15 protein-coding genes and 1 other RNA gene are annotated in these 17,398 nt (G+C 64.0%); 2 read left to right on the forward strand and 14 right to left on the reverse strand.

The genetic code is table 11. The features are described 5' to 3' along the window. Positions 1-4: 4 nt before the first annotated feature. From ACTORR_RS09120 to rsmI, 14 genes are all read right to left on the reverse strand, one after another. Positions 5-961 carry a D-alanine--D-alanine ligase gene (locus tag ACTORR_RS09120; protein WP_286934792.1) on the reverse strand — a complete coding sequence of 319 codons (957 nt, stop codon included), beginning with the start codon at positions 959-961 and terminating at the stop codon, positions 5-7. After that, entirely contained in the window at positions 958-2,406 is a 1,449-nt protein-coding gene (gene murC, locus ACTORR_RS09125) for a UDP-N-acetylmuramate--L-alanine ligase (RefSeq protein WP_054884621.1), read from the reverse strand. Before murC ends, ACTORR_RS09120 begins: the two co-directional genes overlap by 4 nt. Beyond that, positions 2,399-3,478 carry an undecaprenyldiphospho-muramoylpentapeptide beta-N-acetylglucosaminyltransferase gene (gene murG / locus ACTORR_RS09130; protein ID WP_054884622.1) on the reverse strand — a complete coding sequence of 360 codons (1,080 nt, stop codon included), beginning with the start codon at positions 3,476-3,478 and terminating at the stop codon, positions 2,399-2,401. Before murG ends, murC begins: the two co-directional genes overlap by 8 nt. Then, the gene (ftsW, locus tag ACTORR_RS09135) at positions 3,468-4,679 is read right to left on the reverse strand and encodes a putative lipid II flippase FtsW (RefSeq protein WP_176508371.1); all 1,212 of its coding nucleotides are present in this window, start codon (positions 4,677-4,679) and stop codon (positions 3,468-3,470) included. The genes murG and ftsW overlap by 11 nt, the downstream gene beginning before the upstream one ends. Next, positions 4,679-6,025: a UDP-N-acetylmuramoyl-L-alanine--D-glutamate ligase gene (gene murD, locus ACTORR_RS09140; RefSeq protein ID WP_054884624.1), complete on the reverse strand. Its 1,347-nt coding sequence runs from the start codon at positions 6,023-6,025 to the stop codon at positions 4,679-4,681. The genes ftsW and murD overlap by 1 nt, the downstream gene beginning before the upstream one ends. Positions 6,026-6,031: 6 nt before the next feature. After that, positions 6,032-7,114, reverse strand: a complete 1,083-nt coding sequence (mraY, locus tag ACTORR_RS09145; RefSeq protein WP_054884625.1) for a phospho-N-acetylmuramoyl-pentapeptide-transferase — start codon at positions 7,112-7,114, stop codon at positions 6,032-6,034. Beyond that, positions 7,114-8,481, reverse strand: coding sequence for a UDP-N-acetylmuramoyl-tripeptide--D-alanyl-D-alanine ligase (locus ACTORR_RS09150; protein WP_054884626.1), 1,368 nt, complete (start codon positions 8,479-8,481; stop codon positions 7,114-7,116). The genes mraY and ACTORR_RS09150 overlap by 1 nt, the downstream gene beginning before the upstream one ends. Further along, entirely contained in the window at positions 8,474-9,964 is a 1,491-nt protein-coding gene (locus ACTORR_RS09155; RefSeq protein ID WP_409521011.1) for a UDP-N-acetylmuramoyl-L-alanyl-D-glutamate--2,6-diaminopimelate ligase, read from the reverse strand. Before ACTORR_RS09155 ends, ACTORR_RS09150 begins: the two co-directional genes overlap by 8 nt. Continuing rightward, positions 9,961-11,694 carry a peptidoglycan D,D-transpeptidase FtsI family protein gene (locus ACTORR_RS09160; RefSeq protein WP_176508370.1) on the reverse strand — a complete coding sequence of 578 codons (1,734 nt, stop codon included), beginning with the start codon at positions 11,692-11,694 and terminating at the stop codon, positions 9,961-9,963. The genes ACTORR_RS09155 and ACTORR_RS09160 overlap by 4 nt, the downstream gene beginning before the upstream one ends. After that, on the reverse strand, positions 11,694-11,987 hold the full coding sequence (gene ftsL / locus ACTORR_RS09165; protein WP_054884628.1) for a cell division protein FtsL: 294 nt from the start codon (positions 11,985-11,987) through the stop codon (positions 11,694-11,696). Before ftsL ends, ACTORR_RS09160 begins: the two co-directional genes overlap by 1 nt. Further along, on the reverse strand, positions 11,984-12,931 hold the full coding sequence (gene rsmH, locus ACTORR_RS09170; RefSeq protein WP_409521012.1) for a 16S rRNA (cytosine(1402)-N(4))-methyltransferase RsmH: 948 nt from the start codon (positions 12,929-12,931) through the stop codon (positions 11,984-11,986). The genes ftsL and rsmH overlap by 4 nt, the downstream gene beginning before the upstream one ends. After that, positions 12,928-13,383 carry a division/cell wall cluster transcriptional repressor MraZ gene (mraZ, locus tag ACTORR_RS09175; protein ID WP_011535546.1) on the reverse strand — a complete coding sequence of 152 codons (456 nt, stop codon included), beginning with the start codon at positions 13,381-13,383 and terminating at the stop codon, positions 12,928-12,930. The genes rsmH and mraZ overlap by 4 nt, the downstream gene beginning before the upstream one ends. Before the next feature lie 309 nt (positions 13,384-13,692). Continuing rightward, positions 13,693-14,052: RNase P RNA component class A (rnpB, locus tag ACTORR_RS09180), an RNA gene on the reverse strand. Positions 14,053-14,119: 67 nt separating this feature from the next. Next, a complete protein-coding gene (gene rsmI, locus ACTORR_RS09185) occupies positions 14,120-14,962 on the reverse strand; it encodes a 16S rRNA (cytidine(1402)-2'-O)-methyltransferase (RefSeq protein ID WP_177332364.1) in 843 nt (280 codons plus the stop codon). Positions 14,963-15,183: 221 nt separating this feature from the next. Here rsmI and ACTORR_RS09190 point away from each other — a divergent pair, with 221 nt between their 5' ends. Together ACTORR_RS09190 and ACTORR_RS09195 are read left to right on the forward strand one after the other, a co-directional pair. Then, the gene (locus ACTORR_RS09190) at positions 15,184-17,001 is read left to right on the forward strand and encodes a penicillin-binding protein activator (protein WP_054884631.1); all 1,818 of its coding nucleotides are present in this window, start codon (positions 15,184-15,186) and stop codon (positions 16,999-17,001) included. Next, positions 17,001-17,372 (forward strand): YraN family protein, encoded by a 372-nt coding sequence (locus ACTORR_RS09195; protein WP_286934798.1) that lies wholly within the window; start codon positions 17,001-17,003, stop codon positions 17,370-17,372. Before ACTORR_RS09190 ends, ACTORR_RS09195 begins: the two co-directional genes overlap by 1 nt. Positions 17,373-17,398: the final 26 nt, after the last annotated feature.

Below are 17,398 nucleotides of genomic sequence, written 5' to 3' on the forward strand. Positions count from 1 at the left end.
ATGGTTAACCTCGCGTCTTCACGCTTTCGGCCAGGATCGCCAGCACCAGTTGCTGGAAGTCCAGGCCGGCCGCGCGGGCCGCCATGGGCACCAGGCTATGGTCGGTCATGCCGGGTGCGGTGTTGACTTCGAGCAGCCAGAACCGGCCTTGCTCGTCCTGCATCACGTCCAGCCGGCCCCAGCCCTCGATGCCGATGGCATCGCAGGCGCGCGCGGTCAGGTCGATCAGCTCCTGCTCCTTGGCACTGTCCAGGCCGCACGGGATGCGGTACTGGGTGTCATTGGCGATGTACTTGGCGTCGTAGTCGTAGAACACGTGCGGAGTGCCCAGGGCGATCGGCGGCAGCACCTGGCCACGCAGCACGGCGATGGTGAACTCCGGGCCGTGAATCCATTGCTCGACCAGGACCTGCGAATCGTAACGGGCGGCATCCTTCCAGGCGGTGACCAGCTCTTCCACGCTGTTCACCTTGGCCATGCCGATGCTGGAACCTTCATGGGCCGGTTTGACGATCAACGGGAAGCCCAGTTCCGTACCGGCGGCAACACAGTCGTGCTCGCTGGCCAGCACCGCGTGACGCGGCGTCGGAATCCCCAGGCTCTGCCACACCTGCTTGGTGCGCAGCTTGTCCATGGCCAGCGCCGAAGCGAGGATGCCGCTGCCGGTGTAGGGGATGCCCAGGCACTCGAGCAGGCCCTGCATGCTGCCGTCTTCACCGCCACGGCCGTGAAGGATGATGAAGGCGCGGTCGATCTTCTCGCGCTGCAGGCGCACCAGCAGGTCATCACCGACATCGATGCCGACCACGTCGACACCGGCGGTGGTCAGCGCGTCGATTACCGCGGCGCCAGACTTCAGCGACACTTCACGCTCGGCGCTCTTGCCACCGTACAGCACGGCTACACGGCCTAACGCTTTCACGTCCAGGGTCGAATGCAGTTGTTCGTAGGCGCTGGTCATTTCGACTTCTCCTGCTTGGCGCCAGCGAACAGCGGGCTTTTCATCAGTTGCGGGGCCAGGCCACCGACGTCACCGGCACCCTGGCAGATCAGGATGTCGCCGGCGCGCAGCAGCGGTTTGACCAGCGGTGCCAGTTCGGCGCCACGTTCGATGTAGATCGGGTCCAGCTTGCCGCGCTGGCGGATGCTGTGGCACAGCTGGCGGCTGTCGGCACCGGGGATGGGCTCTTCGCCGGCCGGGTAGACCTCCATCAACAGCAGCACGTTGGCATCGCCCAGCACCTGGACGAAATCGTCGTACAGGTCGCGGGTACGGCTGTAGCGGTGCGGCTGGTAGACGATCACCAGGCGGCGGCTTGGCCAGCCACCGCGCACGGCCTTGATCACCGCAGCCACTTCGGTCGGGTGGTGACCGTAGTCGTCGACCAGCATCACGCTGCCGCCGTCGACCGGCAGTTCGCCATAGACCTGGAAGCGTCGGCCGACGCCCTGGAAACCGGACAGGCCCTGGACGATGGCGTCATCGCTGATGCCTTCGTCAGTGGCGATGGCGATGGTGGCCAAGGCGTTGAGCACGTTGTGGTTGCCGGGCATGTTCACCGACACTTCAAGCGGCTCGCAGTCGCGGCGCAGCACGGTGAAGTGGGTCTGCATGCCTTGCTGGCGCACGTTGATGGCGCGCACGTCAGCCTCTTCGCTGAAGCCGTAGGTGACAGTCGGGCGCTTGACCTGCGGCAGGATCTCGCGCACCACAGGGTCGTCCAGGCACATCACGGCCAGGCCATAGAACGGCAGGTTGTGCAGGAACTCGACGAAGGTTTTCTTCAACTTGTTGAAGTCGCCTTCGTAGGTCGCCATGTGGTCGGCGTCGATGTTGGTGACCACGGCCACCATCGGCTGCAAGTGCAGGAAGCTGGCATCGCTTTCATCGGCTTCAGCAATCAGGTAACGGCTGGTGCCGAGCTGCGCATTGGTGCCGGCAGCGGTCAGGCGCCCACCGATGACGAAGGTCGGGTCCAGGCCGCCGGCGGCGAAAACCGACGCCAGCAGGCTGGTGGTGGTGGTCTTGCCATGGGTACCGGCAACCGCCACGCCGTGGCGATAACGCATCAGCTCGGCGAGCATTTCGGCACGCGGCACCACTGGAATTCGCCGCTCCAGAGCGGTGGCGACTTCCGGGTTGGCCGGGTTGATGGCACTGGACACCACCAGCACATCGGCATTGGCAGCGTTTTCGGCGCGGTGGCCGACGAAGATTTCAGCGCCGAACGACTCCAGGCGCTCGGTCACCGGCGACGCCTTGAGGTCGGAACCGGATACCTGGTAGCCCAGGTTCAGCAGCACTTCAGCGATACCGCACATGCCCACGCCACCGATACCGACGAAGTGGATGCGATTGATGCGGCCCATCTTTGGCTGGGGCATGGCTTTCTGGCTTTCAACCATGGGCCACCTCCAGGCAGATATCGACCACGGTGCTGGTTGCAGCAGGTTTGGCCAGGCGCCGTGCGGTACCTGCCATGGTGTTGAGTTTCTCGGGTTGCATCAGCACCTCGTTCAGGCGTTCAGCGAGTTGCGCTGCGCCAGTTGTCGCTTGTGGCATGAGGAAGGCAGCACCTTCCCGGGCCAGATATTGGGCGTTGTAGGTCTGGTGGTCGTCGATTGCGTGGGGCAAGGGCACCAGCATCGAAGGCAGGCCCGCCGCCGCGAGTTCGCTGACGGTCAGGGCACCGGCCCGGCAGACCACGATATCGGCCCAGCCATAGGCATGGGCCATGTCCTTGATGAACGGTTCGACCTGGGCCTCGACCCCCACCTCGCGGTAACGCTCGGCAGTCGCCGGCGCATGCTGCTTGCCGGCCTGGTGAAACACCTCCGGGCGCAGGTTCGCCGGCACTTCGGACAGGGCCTTAGGCAACAATTTGTTCAATGGTTCCGCACCCAGGCTGCCCCCCATGACCAGCAGCCGTGCGCGGCGCTCGGCCAGAGGAGCGCGCACGGCGTCCATGAACAGCTCCGGACGCACCGGGTTGCCGGTGGTACGCAGCTTGTCGCTGGCGTCAAAGGTCGCCGGGAAGGCTTCGCAGACCCGCGACGCCAGCGGCAACAGCAGGCGGTTGGTGGTGCCGGCGCGGGCGTTCTGCTCGTGGATCACCAGCGGCACACCGCATAGCCGTGCCGCGACACCACCCGGGCCGGTCACATAACCGCCGAAGCCAACCACGCACACCGGCTTGAGCTCGCGCACGATACGACGTGCCTGGAGCACCGCCTTGAACAGGGTGAACGGCGCCTTGAGCAGGGAGAGCTTGCTCTTGCCACGCAGGCCGCTGACCTGGATCAGGTGCAGTGGCAAGCCGGCCTGCGGCACCAGTTCGTTCTCTATGCCGCGCGGGGTACCCAACCAGTGCACCGAGTAGCCCCGGGCCTGGAACTCACGGGCGCAGGCCAGGGCCGGGAAGACGTGGCCCCCGGTGCCGCCCGCCATGATCAGGACGTTCTTGCCGTCAGCGGCCATGGGTGGTCTCCTCGGCAAAATCGCTCTCTTTGAATTCATGCTCCTCGCTGCCCAGGTGCGTGCGGCTCTCCCATTCGATGCGCAGCAGCAACCCCACGCAGGCACAGCAGATCACCAGCGAAGAGCCGCCATAACTGAGGAACGGCAGCGTCAGGCCCTTGGTCGGCAGCAGCCCGACGTTCACCCCGATGTTGATCAGGAACTGACCGATCCACAGGAACGCCAGGCCGAACGCCATGTAGGCGGCAAAGAACTGCTTGGCTTTCTCCGCCCACAGGCCGATGTACAGGGCGCGAATGGTGACGAAGACGAACAGCGCGATGGTCACCAGCGAGCCAACCACACCCAGCTCTTCGGCCAGTACCGAGAACACGAAGTCAGTGTGCGCTTCAGGCAGGTAGAACTGCTTCTGTACGCTGTTGCCCAGGCCGACGCCCAGCCATTCGCCACGACCGAAGGCGATCAGCGCCTGGGTCAGCTGGTAGCCGGAGCCGAACTGGTCGGACCAGGGGTCGGTGAAGGTGATCAGACGCGCCATCCGGTACGGCTGCGCCTGTACCAGAATGAACACTGCAGCCACCGCCAGCACCACCATCAGGCTGAAGCGGAACAGGCCTACCCCGCCGAGGAACAGCATCGCCGCAGCAGCCCCCATCATCACCACGGTGGCACCGAAGTCCGGCTCCATCAGCAGCAGCGCAGCCATTGGCAGCAGCACGATGAACGGCTTGAAGAAGCCCATCCAGGTTTCGCGCACCTCGGTCTGACGGCGCACCAGATAGCCGGCCAGGTAGATGACCACGAAGACCTTGGCGATTTCCGAAGGCTGCACGTTGAAGAAGCTGAAGCCGATCCAGCGCATCGAACCGTTCACTTCACGGCCGATCCCCGGCACCAGCACCAGCACCAGCAGGCCGAAGGCGCCGATCAGCATCATGAAGCCCATGCGCTGCCAGGTGGCGATCGGCACCATCATCGTCGCGCCACAAGCGGCCAGGCCGAGCAACACGTACACCAGGTGGCGGAACATGTGATACAGCGGGTTGCCCGATTGCACGGCGGCAACTTCCGATGACGCCGAGGTGATCATCACCAGGCCCAGCCCCAGCAGCGCCAGGCAACCGGCCAGCATGGCAAAGTCGAGGTCGACGCCGCGGCCGCTGATCAGCGGCGAAGGGTACGGCTTGAGGACGCCGAAGATCATGCCAGCCCTCCCGCCGCCTGGGCGAACAGGCGCCCGCGTTCTTCAAAGTTCTTGAACATGTCGAGGCTCGCGCAGGCCGGCGACAGCAGCACTGCGTCGCCTGGCTGGGCCAGCTCGGCGCACTGCTGCACAGCCTCATCCAAGGTCTTCACTCGCACCAGCGGCACGCCATCGCCCAGGGTATCGGCCAGGCGTTCGGCATCACGGCCAAGCAGCACCACAGCGCGGCAGAAGCGTTTGACCGGCTCGCGCAAGGCGGCGAAATCGGCGCCCTTGCCGTCGCCACCGGCGATCAGCACCAGCTGGCCGTCGATGTCCGCGCCCAAGCCTTCGATCGCCGCCAGGGCAGCACCGACATTGGTGGCCTTGGAATCGTCGTACCAGTTGACGCCGTTGCGCTCCCGGATCCACTGGCAACGATGAGCCAGGCCCTTGAATTCACGCAGCGCTTCGAGCATCGGCGCGAACGGCAGGCCGGCGGCATGGCCGAGGGCCAGGGCCGCCAGGGCATTGCTCTGGTTGTGGGCGCCACGGATCTTCAGCTCACGCACCGGCATCAGTGCCTGGAATTCGTACGCCAGGTATTTCTCGCCGTCGACCTCACGCAGGCCAAAGGCCTTGAAGTCTGGCTGGTTGAGGCCGAAGGTGAAGCATGGACGGCCTTCCACCGGCAGCGGCCGGCTCAGGGCATCCTGGCGGTTGACCACGACCTGACGGGCACCACGGAAGATCCGGTGCTTGGCCAGGTGATAGGCCGGCAGGCCGCTGTAGCGGTCCATGTGGTCTTCGCTGATGTTGAGCACGGTGGCTACTTCGGCGTTGAGCTGGTCGGTGGTTTCCAGCTGGAAGCTCGACAGTTCCAGCACGTACAACTCGACATCGTCGCTCAGCAGGTCCAGCGCCGGGGTGCCCAGGTTACCCCCCACCGCCACGCGCTTGCCGGCCTTGGCGGCCATCTCGCCGACCAGGGTAGTGACCGTGCTTTTCGCGTTGGAACCGCTGATCGCCACGATCGGCGCCTTGGCATGGCGGGCAAACAGTTCGATGTCACCGGACAGCTGCACGCCACGTGCTGCCGCCTGCTGCAGCGCCGGGGTGGCCAGCGCCAGGCCCGGGCTCACGTACAGTTCGTTGGCGCGGCACAGGAAGTCCACGTCCAGCTCACCACAGCGCACTTCCACCTGCGGATAATCACGACGCAGGGTTTCCAGTTCCGGCGGTTGCTCGCGGGTGTCGGCGACCGCAAAGGCAATGCCCCGGTTCGCCAGGAAGCGAACCAGGGACATGCCGCTCTTGCCGAGGCCGACAACGATGCGGAATTGGTCGGAAGCGATCAGTGACACGCTTTTCTACCTCAGTTTCAGGGTTGCCAGGCCAATCAGCACCAGAATCACGGTAATGATCCAGAAACGGACGATCACGCGTGGCTCAGGCCAGCCTTTGAGTTCAAAGTGGTGGTGAATCGGCGCCATGCGGAACACGCGCTTGCCGGTGAGCTTGAACGAGGCGACCTGGATCACCACCGACAGGGTTTCCATCACGAAGATGCCGCCCATGATGAACAGCACGATTTCCTGGCGCACAATCACGGCGATGGTGCCCAGCGCGGCGCCCAGCGCCAGCGCGCCGACGTCGCCCATGAACACCTGGGCCGGATAGGTGTTGAACCACAGGAAGCCCAGGCCGGCACCGATCAACGCCCCGCAGAACACGATCAGTTCGCCCGAGCCCGGCACGTAGGGGATCAGCAGGTATTCGGCGAACTTCACGTTACCCGACAGGTAGCAGAAGATGCCCAGCGCACCACCCACCATCACGGTCGGCATGATCGCCAGGCCATCGAGGCCGTCGGTCAGGTTGACCGCGTTGCTGGAGCCGACGATGACGAAATAGGTCAATACGACAAAGCCGATACCCAGCGGGATGGTGACATCCTTGAGGAACGGCACGATCAGCGTGGTCTCGACAGTGGTCGGTGCGGTCATGTACAGGAACACCGCAGCGCCCAGGCCGAACACCGATTGCCAGAAATACTTCCAGCGGCTCGGCAGGCCACGCGAGTTCTTCTCGATCACCTTGCGGTAATCGTCGACCCAGCCGATGGCACCAAACAGCAAGGTGACGATCAGCACGGTCCAGACATAACGGTTGGACAGGTCGGCCCACAGCAGGGTGCTGACCCCGATGGCCGACAGGATCAGTGCGCCGCCCATGGTCGGGGTGCCAGACTTGGACAGGTGCGATTGTGGGCCGTCGTTACGCACGGCCTGACCGATCTGGCGAATCTGCAGGGTACGGATCATCCACGGCCCCAGCCACAGTGCCAGCGACAACGCGGTCAGTACGCCAAGAATCCCGCGCAGGGACAGGTACTGGAAGACCGCGAAGCCTTTGTGGAACTGTTGCAGATACTCGGCCAACAGCAGCAGCATTAATGTTTCTCCCCGCTGGCACCGCACAGTGCGGCCACGACGTTTTCCATCGCAGCGCTGCGCGAGCCCTTGATCAAAATAGTGGTTTCGCTGGCAGTTTCGGCGCGAACAGCGTCGATCAACTCAGCTTGCGTTGCGAAATGGCGGCCATGGGCGCCGAACGCCTTGACCGCATGAATCATGTTGGAACCCACCGCATAAAGGGCATCGACCTTGCCGTGCGCGTACTCGCCCACCTGACGGTGGCCTTCTTCCGCCCACTGGCCAAGTTCACCTATATCCCCCAGCACCAGAACGGTGCGCCCGGAAAAGGCGCGGAGTATATCAATGGCCGCGCACATGGAGGTGGGATTTGCGTTGTAGCTGTCGTCGATTACGCGCACACCGTTGGGGGCGATTTGCGCCACGGTGCGGCCCTTGACCGGCTGCACTGCGTTGAGGCCCGCGGCGATACCGCTGAGGCTCAGACCAACGGCATGGGCAGCGGCGGCAGCAGCCAGGGCGTTACTGACATTATGGGTACCCAGCAGGTTCAGCTGCACCGGCACACTGCCATCAGGGCCATGCAGGGTGAACGACGGGCAGCCACGGGCATCACGGCCGATGTTGCTGGCATGGAAGTCGGCCTGCGGGTTGTCCAGGGCGAAGCTGAAGATACGATGGCTGCCAGCGCGCTTGCGCCAGATGTCGAACGCCTTGTCGGCCAGGTTGAGGATGGCGGTGCCGCCCTCGCCGAGGCCTTCGAGAATCTCGCCCTTGGCTTCGACGATCTTGTCCGGGCCGCCGAATTCACCGACATGAGCAGTGCCGGCGTTGTTGATGATCACCACCTGCGGCTGGGTCAGGCCGACGGTATAGCGGATCTCGCCGATGCGCGAAGCACCCAGTTCGATCACGGCGGCGCTGTGCTCCGGAGAGATTTCCAGCAGCGTCAACGGAGCACCGAGGTCGTTGTTCAGGTTGCCGCGGGTGGCATGCACCAGGCCACGGGTGCGCAGGATGCTGGCCAGCATCTCTTTGACCGTGGTCTTGCCGCTCGAACCGGTGATGGCGACCACTGGCTTGTCGAAGGCAGCGCGGTTCAGCGCACCAAGCTGGCCGAGTGCGATACGGCAGTCGGCGACCACCAGCTGCGGCAGATCGACATTGACAATTTCGCGCTCGACCAGCGCAGCGACGGCGCCCTTGGCTTGCACGTCGGCAAGGTAGTCATGGCCATCGAAGCGCGGCCCGGTCAGGGCAACGAACAGCTGGCCGGCAGCGACGCTACGGCTGTCGATGCTGACCCCGGTGAAGCTGGCGTCGGCGTTGACCAGGCGCGCGTTCAAGGCGCCGGTCAGCTGGCTGAGGGTCATGGGCTTAAGCATGCGGAGCCTCCCAGGCTGCAAGTGCCTTGTCGGCTTCGATCAGGTCGGAGAACGCATGGCGCTCGCCATTGATCTCCTGGTAATCCTCATGCCCCTTGCCAGCCAGCACGATGACGTCATCGGCGGCAGCGGTGGCGATCAGATGGGCAATGGCTGCGCCACGGCCAGCGACGAACTCGACGCCCGCAGGCTTGGCGAAACCAGGTCGAATGTCGTCGAAGATGCGCAGCGGGTCTTCGGTACGCGGGTTGTCGTCGGTGACCAGTACGCGGTCGGCCAGGCGCTCGGCCACTTCGGCCATCAGCGGGCGCTTGCCGCGATCACGGTCGCCGCCGCAGCCGAACAGGCACAGCAGTTTGCCGTGAGCATGCGGACGCAGGGCTTCGAGGACTTTTTCCAGCGCATCGGGCGTATGGGCGTAATCGACCACTACCAGCGGCTTGTCACCGCCCCCCAGGCGCTGCATGCGGCCGACCGGCCCTTGCAGGTGCGGGGTGACCCTGAGAACCTCATCCAGCGAGTAGTCCAGTGCCAGCAGCGTGGCCACAGCAGCAAGCATGTTGCTCAGATTGAAGCGGCCAAGCAGCTGGCTGCGCAGGGTGCGTTCGCCCTGCGCGGTGACGATGATGGCGCGCACACCATCGTCGTCGAAATGCGCTTCGCGGCAGAACAGCGAAGCGTCCGGGTTTTCCAGGCTGTAGCTGAGCAACCGGGTCTCGATATGGTCCACGCTCGGGCGGCGGGCGAAGTCTTCGGCCAGGCGGCGACCGAAATCATCATCGAGGTTGACCACCTGGCAACGCAGGCTCGGCCAGGCGAACAGCTTGGCCTTGGCGGCCTCGTAGGCCTCCATGCTGCCGTGGTAGTCAAGATGGTCGCGTGACAGGTTGGTCATGACCGCGATGTCGAATTCCAGCGCGGCGACCCGGCCCTGCTCCAGGGCGTGGGAGGACACCTCCATGGCCACGGCTTTGGCGCCGCCTTTCTTGAGGTCGTTCAGGGTCGACTGCACGGCGATCGGGTCGGGCGTGGTCAGGCGGCCGCTCTGCAGCTCGCCATAAAAGCCGGTGCCCAAGGTGCCGATCAGGCCGCAGCGCTGACCCAACGCATCGAGCGCCTGGGCCACCAGCTGAGTGACGCTGGTCTTGCCGTTGGTGCCAGTGACGCCCACCAGGTTCAGCTGGCGGCTCGGCTCGCCGTAGAAGCGCCCGGCAATCTGCGACAACTGGCCGATCAGGCCTTTCACCGGAATCAACGGCACGTCGGTAAGCGGCAGCACGTTGACGCCCTGCTCTTCATAGGCCACAGCCGCAGCGCCACGGGACAGGGCATCGGCAATGTGCTCACGGCCATCAACCTTGGCACCTGGCACGGCCAGGAACAGATCACCCTGGCGCACCTGACGGCTGTCCAGGGTCAATTCACGGATCAGCGGATCGCGGCTGGCGTGGGCGAAAAGCTTGCTCAAAGGCATTGTCATCATCCACGCCCTCCCTTGGCGGGTGCTGCGCTGGCCTGCTGTGGATCGCTTGGCGGCGGCAGGTTGTCTGGCGGCACGTTCATCAGGCGCAGGGTGCCCGACATGACCTTGCTGAATACGGGGGCCGATACCAGGCCACCGAAATAACCACCTTTGCCCGGTTCGTCGATGACCACGACGATGGCATAGCGCGGGTCGCTCATCGGGCCGAAACCGGCGAACAGCGAGCGGTAGGCGTTTTCGGTGTAACCCTTGGAGCCGACGGTGGCCTTACGTGCAGTACCGGACTTGCCGGCCACGTGGTAGAACGGCACCTGGGCACGGAACACGCCGCGCGGCGCTTCGATCACCTGCTGCAGCATGCCTTGGACGGTTTCGGCGGTTTCCTTCGGAATGGCCTGCACCGCTTCGGGCGCCTTGTCCACCTTGAGGATCGACAGCGGCACCATCTTGCCGTCGTTGGCCAGCGCGGCGTAGGCATGCACCAGCTGCAGGGCGGTCACCGACACACCGTAGCCGTAGGACAGTGTCGCGGTTTCAGCCTTGCGCCACTCGCGGTGGTTAGGCAGGTTGCCGACGCGTTCGCCCGGGAAGCCGAGGCCGGTGTACTGGCCAAGGCCCACTTGGGACATGACCCGGTAGATAGCCTCGCCGCCGATATCGAAGGCGATCTTGCTCATGCCGACGTTGGAAGAGTTGATCAGGATGCCGGTCAGGTCGAGGATCGGCCCCTCGCTCTTGGACACGTCCTTGATGGTGTAACGGCCGATCTGCAGGCTGCCCGGATACACTTCGACCTTGTCGGTCGGCTTCCATCGGCCGCTCTGCAGCGCCGCGCTCATCGAGATCGGCTTGACCGTCGAGCCTGGCTCGAACACGTCGATGATCGCCCGGTTACGCATGGCAGCCGGGAACATGCTACGGCGGTTGTTCGGGTTGTAGGTCGGCTGGTTGACCATGGCCAGGACCTCGCCGGTCTTGACGTCCATGATCACCAGGCTGCCGGCCTTGGCGTCCTGTTCGGCGATGGCGTTGCGCAGTTCGCGGGTGGCCAGGTACTGCAGGCGCAGGTCGATCGACAACGCCAAGGTCTTGCCGGCCTTGGCGTTCTTGGTGACCTGGATGTCCTTGATCAGGCGACCACGCCGGTCCTTGATCACTTGCCGCTTGCCGGGCACGCCGGCCAGCCATTCATCGTAGGCCAGCTCCACACCTTCGCGGCCGTGGTCGTCGAGGTCGGTGAAGCCAACCATGTGGGCGGTCACGTCACCGGCCGGATAGAAACGGCGGAATTCTTCCAGGCCATACACGCCCGGTACCTTCAGGTCGAGCACGTGCTGGCCCTGCTCCGGGGTCAGGCCGCGGACCAGATAGATGAACTCTTTGTTGGCCTGCTGGGTCAGGCGCTCGGTCAGCTGCTGGGCGTTCTGCCCAAGCGCCGCGGCCAGCTGTGGCCAGCGATCCTTGGCCGCCTGCATTTCCTTGGGGTTGGCCCAGAGGGTGGTGACCGGGGTACTGACCGCCAGCGGCTCGCCGTTGCGGTCGGTGATCAGGCCACGGTGCGCAGGAATCGGAATATGACGCAGACTGCGGGCGTCGCCCTGGCCCTTGAGGAAGTCACGGTCGACCACCTGCAGGTCGATGATGCGCCAGCAGATGGCGCCCACCATCAGCGCGAGCAAGCCGATCACGACCCGGAAGCGCCAGGGGTAGAGTGCGCCTTCGAGCTTCATCATGGCGCCACCATCCGTACTTCGTCAGCCGCAGGCACACGCATTTTCAGTTGCTCGGAGGCCAGGCTCTCGATACGGCTGGAGGCGGTCCAGGTGCTTTGTTCAAGAATCAGCCTGCCCCACTCGGCCTGAGCCTTGTCGCGCTCATTCAATTCGCCGTACAGGGTGTTGAGCAACTGGCGATTCCAGTGGGCGCTGTAAGACACGGCGATGGCCGAAACCAGCACACCGATAAACAGCAGAAGCATCAGGAAGCTTCCGCCTGGCAGAGGTTTGGCGAAAAGCCGGCTCACCGAAGCTTCTCCGCAACCCGCATCACGGCGCTGCGCGACCGTGGGTTGGCCTTGAGTTCGGCCTCAGAGGCAAACTGGGCCTTGCCGATCAGCTTGATCTTCGGCTCGAAGACCTTGTGCTGTACCGGCAGATTGCGCGGCAGATTGTCGGCCTCGCCCTTGACCAGCTTGCGCATGAACAGTTTGACGATGCGGTCTTCCAGTGAATGGAAGCTGATGACCGCCAGGCGGCCGCCCACTTCCAGGGCATCGAGCGCTGCTTCGAGGCCAGCCTCCAGGTCACCCAGTTCGTTGTTGACGTGGATGCGCAGGCCCTGGAAGGCCCGGGTCGCCGGGTTCTTGCCCTTTTCCCAGGCCGGGTTTGCAACCTTGAGCACTTCAGCCAGGTCAGCGGTGCGGGTGAACGGTTGCTTTTCGCGGCGCTCGACCACGGCACGCGCCATGCGCCCGGCAAAGCGCTCTTCGCCGTATTCCTTGAACACGCGGGCAATTTCTTCGACAGGTGCGGTAGCAATGAACTCGGCGGCACTGATGCCCTGATGCGGGTTCATGCGCATGTCCAGCGGGCCGTCATTGAGAAAGCTGAAGCCGCGCTCAGGGTCATCCAGCTGCGGTGAAGACACGCCCAGATCAAGCAGGATGCCGCTGATCTTGCCGTGCAGACCACGCTCGGCGACTTCCGAACCAAGCTCGGCAAAGCTGCGCTGCACAATGACAAAGCGGCCGTCTTCGGCCGCCAGCGCTTGCCCGGTGGTAATCGCTTGAGGATCTTTGTCGAAGCCCAGAAGCCGCCCTTGCGGCCCGAGCTTGCTGAGGATCAGGCGGCTATGGCCACCACGCCCGAAGGTGCCGTCCAGATAGCAACCGTCGGCGCGCAGGGCCAATGCCTCGACAGCTTCGTCGAGCAGGACGGTGATGTGGTTGAAGCCGCTATCTATGGTCACAGGATCAGGTCACGCAAATCGTCGGGCATGGCACCCGGTTGTTGGATAGCTGCAAGGTCGGCTGCCGAAACCGCGTTCCAGGCATCCTCGTCCCACAGCTGGAATTTGTTCAGCTGCCCCACCAACATCGCCTTTTTGTCCAGCTTGGCGTACTCACGCAGGCGGGGCGGCACCAGGAAACGCCCACTGCCATCGAGCTCCAGGTCAACCGCATTGCCGATCAGCAAACGCTGCAGGCGGCGGTTTTCCTCACGCAACGACGGCAAGGCACGCAACTTGGCTTCAATCTGTTCCCACTCATCGAGGGGATAAACACACAAGCAGGGGTCTACGGCGTCGATGGTCACGATCAGCTGACCATTGCAACGCGAATCGAGCTCGTCACGGTACCGGCTCGGCATGGCGAGACGGCCCTTGGCATCGAGGCTGACGGCGTTGGCTCCGCGGAACACGGCTGCGATTCCCCACAATGTTAGCTTTTCTGTGTCAGAAAACCCACTTCATCCCACTTTCTGCCACTTGCGCACACTATAGGAATCCGTCCGCTGCACCGTCAAGGCACGTTCATAAGGAAATCCCTTACAGGACCGAGATTTAGCGCAACAAAGGAACGAGGAAAGACTGCCAGGAGGGGAAAAACGCGAGAAAAATCAAACCGACTCAAACAAATGTCGTTCGAAGTTAAAGTGAATTATTAAGAGTAAGATCTTTTTGGTATTACCAGGAGCTATCTGCTATCGATTCAAGCAGGACAGGAAAAGGTGGAGAGTCGATCTGTAAGCCGGGTTTTGTCGAGGACAGTCATTCCTCTACGACGGCCATCACTGGACGCCTCTAGCAACCTACCCGGTTCCGACGCGGGCCACGCCTGATGGAACCCTATTTGGTCTTGCTCCGAGTGGGGTTTACCTAGCCACGCACTGTTGCCAGCCGTGCGGTGCGCTCTTACCGCACCTTTTCACCCTTACCGGCACCGAAGTGCTTAGGCGGTTATTTTCTGTGGCACTTTCCGTAGGCTCGCGCCTCCCAGGCGTTACCTGGCACTCTGCCCTATGGAGCCCGGACTTTCCTCCCCCATCTTTTGCGGAACAAAAGACGGCAGCGACTGTCCGATCGACTCTCCGCCGACAAGGTTAACGGCACGCGCGCGCAAGAACAAGCGATACCGTCAACTATGCCTGATTGCCACTACTGCGCTTTCTGCTTTTCCAGGGCCACCTGATACAGCAGGTTCTTGCGCACACCAGTAATTTCCGCCGCCAATGCCGCCGCCCTTTTCAGCGGCAACTCGGCCAGCAACAGGTCCAGCACGCGCCGGGCCTCGGCGCTGATCGCATCTTCGCCCTCAGGCGCACTCCAGCCACCCACCAGCACCACGCACTCGCCCCGTTGCTGATTGCTGTCGCCGGCGACGAACGCACGCAGCTCAGCCAACGGCAGCCCCTTGAGGGTCTCGAAGGTCTTGGTCAGCTCACGGGCCAGCAGCGCCGGACGTTCGGCACCGAACACCAACTCCATGTCCTCGAGGCACTCCAGAATGCGGTGTGGCGCCTCGTAGAAAATAAGCGTGCGAGGCTCCTCCTTGACCTGCTCCAGACGCGCACGACGACCCGCGGCCTTGGCGGGCAGGAAGCCTTCGAAGATGAAGCGGTCGGATGGCAGGCCGGCTGCCGACAGCGCGGCAATCAGGGCGCAGGCGCCAGGCACGGGCACCACGCTGACACCGGCGGCACGGGCCTGACGCACCAAGTGGTAACCCGGATCGGAAATCAGTGGCGTACCGGCATCGGATACCAGCGCCACATCTTCACCGGCCAGCAACTTGCCAATGAAGCGGCTACCCTCGTCGCGCTCGTTGTGTTCATGGCAGGCCGCCAACGGCGTGTCGATGCCGAAGTGCTGCAGCAGGCGGATCGAATGCCGAGTGTCCTCGGCAGCGATCAGGGCGACATCGGCCAGCACCTTGAGCGCCCTGGCGCTCATGTCATCAAGGTTGCCAATGGGCGTCGCGACCACATAAAGCGTCCCCATGGTGGATTTCGAAGTCCCGGCCACATCAGTCACTGCACACACCCTGCCTTTCGGATCAAAGGCGTCATTGTAGCCCGAGCACCGGTAACAGGGCGCAAAGAACTTCTTCGGCCCTCCTGCGCACGCCACCTATAGTGAAGGTTCCGCTAACGGCAGATCGCGCCCCGGCTGCTGCTTGGGTACAATTGCCGGCCAACTTGATCGAGTAACAGGACCTTTACATGATCGCTTGCCTGCGGCTGTTCACAGCCCTCTGCCTCGCTGCCCTGCTGGCAGCCTGCGCCAGCTCGCCCTCATCCAGCCTGGGCGAACTGCCACGCACCCCGGATGCCAGCATCGAGCAACTGCTCGAGAAGGCCGCCACCAGCAAGTCCGCGGAAGACGCTGCCCTGCTGCGCCTGAGCGCAGCCGACCTGGCTTACAAGCAGAAGGACTTCCCACGCGCGGCACGCATCCTCGAACAGGTGCCGATGGACACGCTCAAGCCAGCCCAGCAGATTTTCGCCGCCACCCTCGGCGCGGAACTCGCCATGAGCCGCAACCAGCCCAAGGCGGCCCTGACCGCGCTGTCCCATCCGAGCCTGCAACACATTGCAGAGCTGCCGGAGCAACAGCAGGTGCGCACCTACAGCGTCCATGCCGCCGCCCTCGAAGCCGATGGCCAGGCCATGGCCGCCGCCCAGCAACGCGTGCTGCTGAGCCCGCTGCTCAGTGGCCAGGCCGCCAGCGCGAACCATGACGCGATCTGGGCCCTGGTCGCCTCGCTGCCGGCCGAGCAGCTGCAACAGCCAGCCAACAACGAAATCCTGGCCGGCTGGGCCAGCCTGGCGCTGGCAGTGAAAAGCGCCGGTACCCTGGAGCAGCAGCAGGCTGCCATCGAAGCCTGGCGCAAACAGCACCCTGATCACCCAGCCGCCAAGCAGCTGCCAACGGCGCTGACCAAGCTCAAGGAACTGGCCAGCCAGCCGCTGACCAAGATCGCCCTGCTGCTGCCCCAGGAAGGCCCGCTGGCCGGCGTTGCCCGGGCCCTGCGTGACGGCTTCATGGCCGCCCACTTCCAGGCCCAGCAAGCGGGCGGGCAAGCGCCTGCCGTGCAGGTCTACGACAGCTCGCGCATCGGCTCGCTCGATGCCTTCTATCGCCAGGCCCAGGCCGATGGCGTGCAACTGGTGGTCGGCCCGCTTGAAAAGCCGCTGGTCAAGCAACTCGCTGGCAACAGCCAACTGCCCATCACCACCCTCGCCCTGAACTACGCCGACGCCGGCCAGAAAGCACCACCGCAGCTGTTCCAGTTCGGCCTCGCCGCCGAGGACGAAGCCCGTGAAGTGGCGCGCCGCGCCCGTGCTGATGGCATGGTCCGCGCCGTTGCCCTGGTACCGAGCGGTGAGTGGGGTGACCGCGTACTGGCCGCCTTCCGCCAGGACTGGGAAGGCAATGGTGGCACCATCATCGCCGCCGAGCGCATCGCCCAGCCGGTCGCCCTCGCCCAGCAGATCGCCAACCTGTTCCAGCTGCGCCAGAGCGAAGGCCGCGCCCAGAGCCTGCAGAGCACCGTGGGCGGTACTATCGCGGCACAACCGTCGCGCCGCCAGGACATCGACTTCATCTTCCTCGCCTCGACCCCGCAGCAGGCGCAGCAGATCAAACCGACGCTGAACTTCCAGTACGCCGGGGACGTACCGGTCTACGCCACCTCGAACCTGTACAGCGCCAGCGGTGACGTCAACCAGTACAACGACATGAACGGCATTCGCTTCTGCGAAACCCCATGGCTGCTCGACACCAGCAACAGCCTGCGCCAGCAGGTGGTACAGCAGTGGCCACAGGCTGCCGGCAGCCTCGGCCGCCTGTATGCGATGGGTGTCGACGCTTACAGCCTGGCGCCGCGCCTGGGCCAGCTCAAGGCACTGCCAGACAACCGCGTGCAAGGCCTGTCCGGCAGCCTGAGCATCAACGCCAGCCAGCGCGTCGAGCGCCAGTTGCCATGGGCCGAGTTTGCTGGTGGCCAGGTCAAGCGCCTGCCAGATACCTCGCGCTGATGCCCGCAGCATCGCCAAGCAGCGCCGGCCAGGCAGCAGAAAACCAAGCCCTTGAGTACCTTCAAGGGCAAGGCCTGCAACTGCTGACGCGCAATTGGCGATGCAAAGGCGGCGAGCTTGATCTGGTCATGCTCGACGCCGATACAGTAGTATTCATCGAAGTCCGCTACCGGTTGCACGCGGACTTCGGTGGCGCCCTCGGCAGCATTGACGGGCGCAAGCAGAAACGACTGGTGCTTGCCGCCACACTGTTCCTGCAGAAGGAGTCCCGCTGGGCCAATCACCCCTGCCGCTTCGACGTTGTCGCCCTGCAGGGCAGTCACCATGCAGGCCGGCCACTTCAATGGCTGAAAAACGCCTTCGAATGCTGAACCCACTCCGATTTTTTTGCTCTATG

Origin of the sequence: Pseudomonas sp. SAR267, from assembly GCF_052077595.1 — a bacterium.
GTDB lineage: Bacteria > Pseudomonadota > Gammaproteobacteria > Pseudomonadales > Pseudomonadaceae > Aquipseudomonas > Aquipseudomonas vlassakiae.

Excerpts from the sequence above, each read along its gene's own strand:
- ACTORR_RS09120 (WP_286934792.1), bottom strand. The coding sequence starts at position 961 with ATGACCAGCGCCTACGAACAACTGCATTCGACCCTGGACGTGAAAGCG.
- mraY (WP_054884625.1), bottom strand. The coding sequence starts at position 7,114 with ATGCTGCTGCTGTTGGCCGAGTATCTGCAACAGTTCCACAAAGGCTTC.
- rsmI (WP_177332364.1), bottom strand. The coding sequence starts at position 14,962 with ATGGGGACGCTTTATGTGGTCGCGACGCCCATTGGCAACCTTGATGAC.
- ACTORR_RS09190 (WP_054884631.1), top strand. The coding sequence starts at position 15,184 with ATGATCGCTTGCCTGCGGCTGTTCACAGCCCTCTGCCTCGCTGCCCTG.
- murG (WP_054884622.1), bottom strand. The coding sequence starts at position 3,478 with ATGGCCGCTGACGGCAAGAACGTCCTGATCATGGCGGGCGGCACCGGG.
- ACTORR_RS09155 (WP_409521011.1), bottom strand. The coding sequence starts at position 9,964 with ATGATGACAATGCCTTTGAGCAAGCTTTTCGCCCACGCCAGCCGCGAT.
- ACTORR_RS09160 (WP_176508370.1), bottom strand. The coding sequence starts at position 11,694 with ATGAAGCTCGAAGGCGCACTCTACCCCTGGCGCTTCCGGGTCGTGATC.
- ACTORR_RS09150 (WP_054884626.1), bottom strand. The coding sequence starts at position 8,481 with ATGCTTAAGCCCATGACCCTCAGCCAGCTGACCGGCGCCTTGAACGCG.
- ACTORR_RS09195 (WP_286934798.1), top strand. The coding sequence starts at position 17,001 with ATGCCCGCAGCATCGCCAAGCAGCGCCGGCCAGGCAGCAGAAAACCAA.
- murC (WP_054884621.1), bottom strand. The coding sequence starts at position 2,406 with ATGGTTGAAAGCCAGAAAGCCATGCCCCAGCCAAAGATGGGCCGCATC.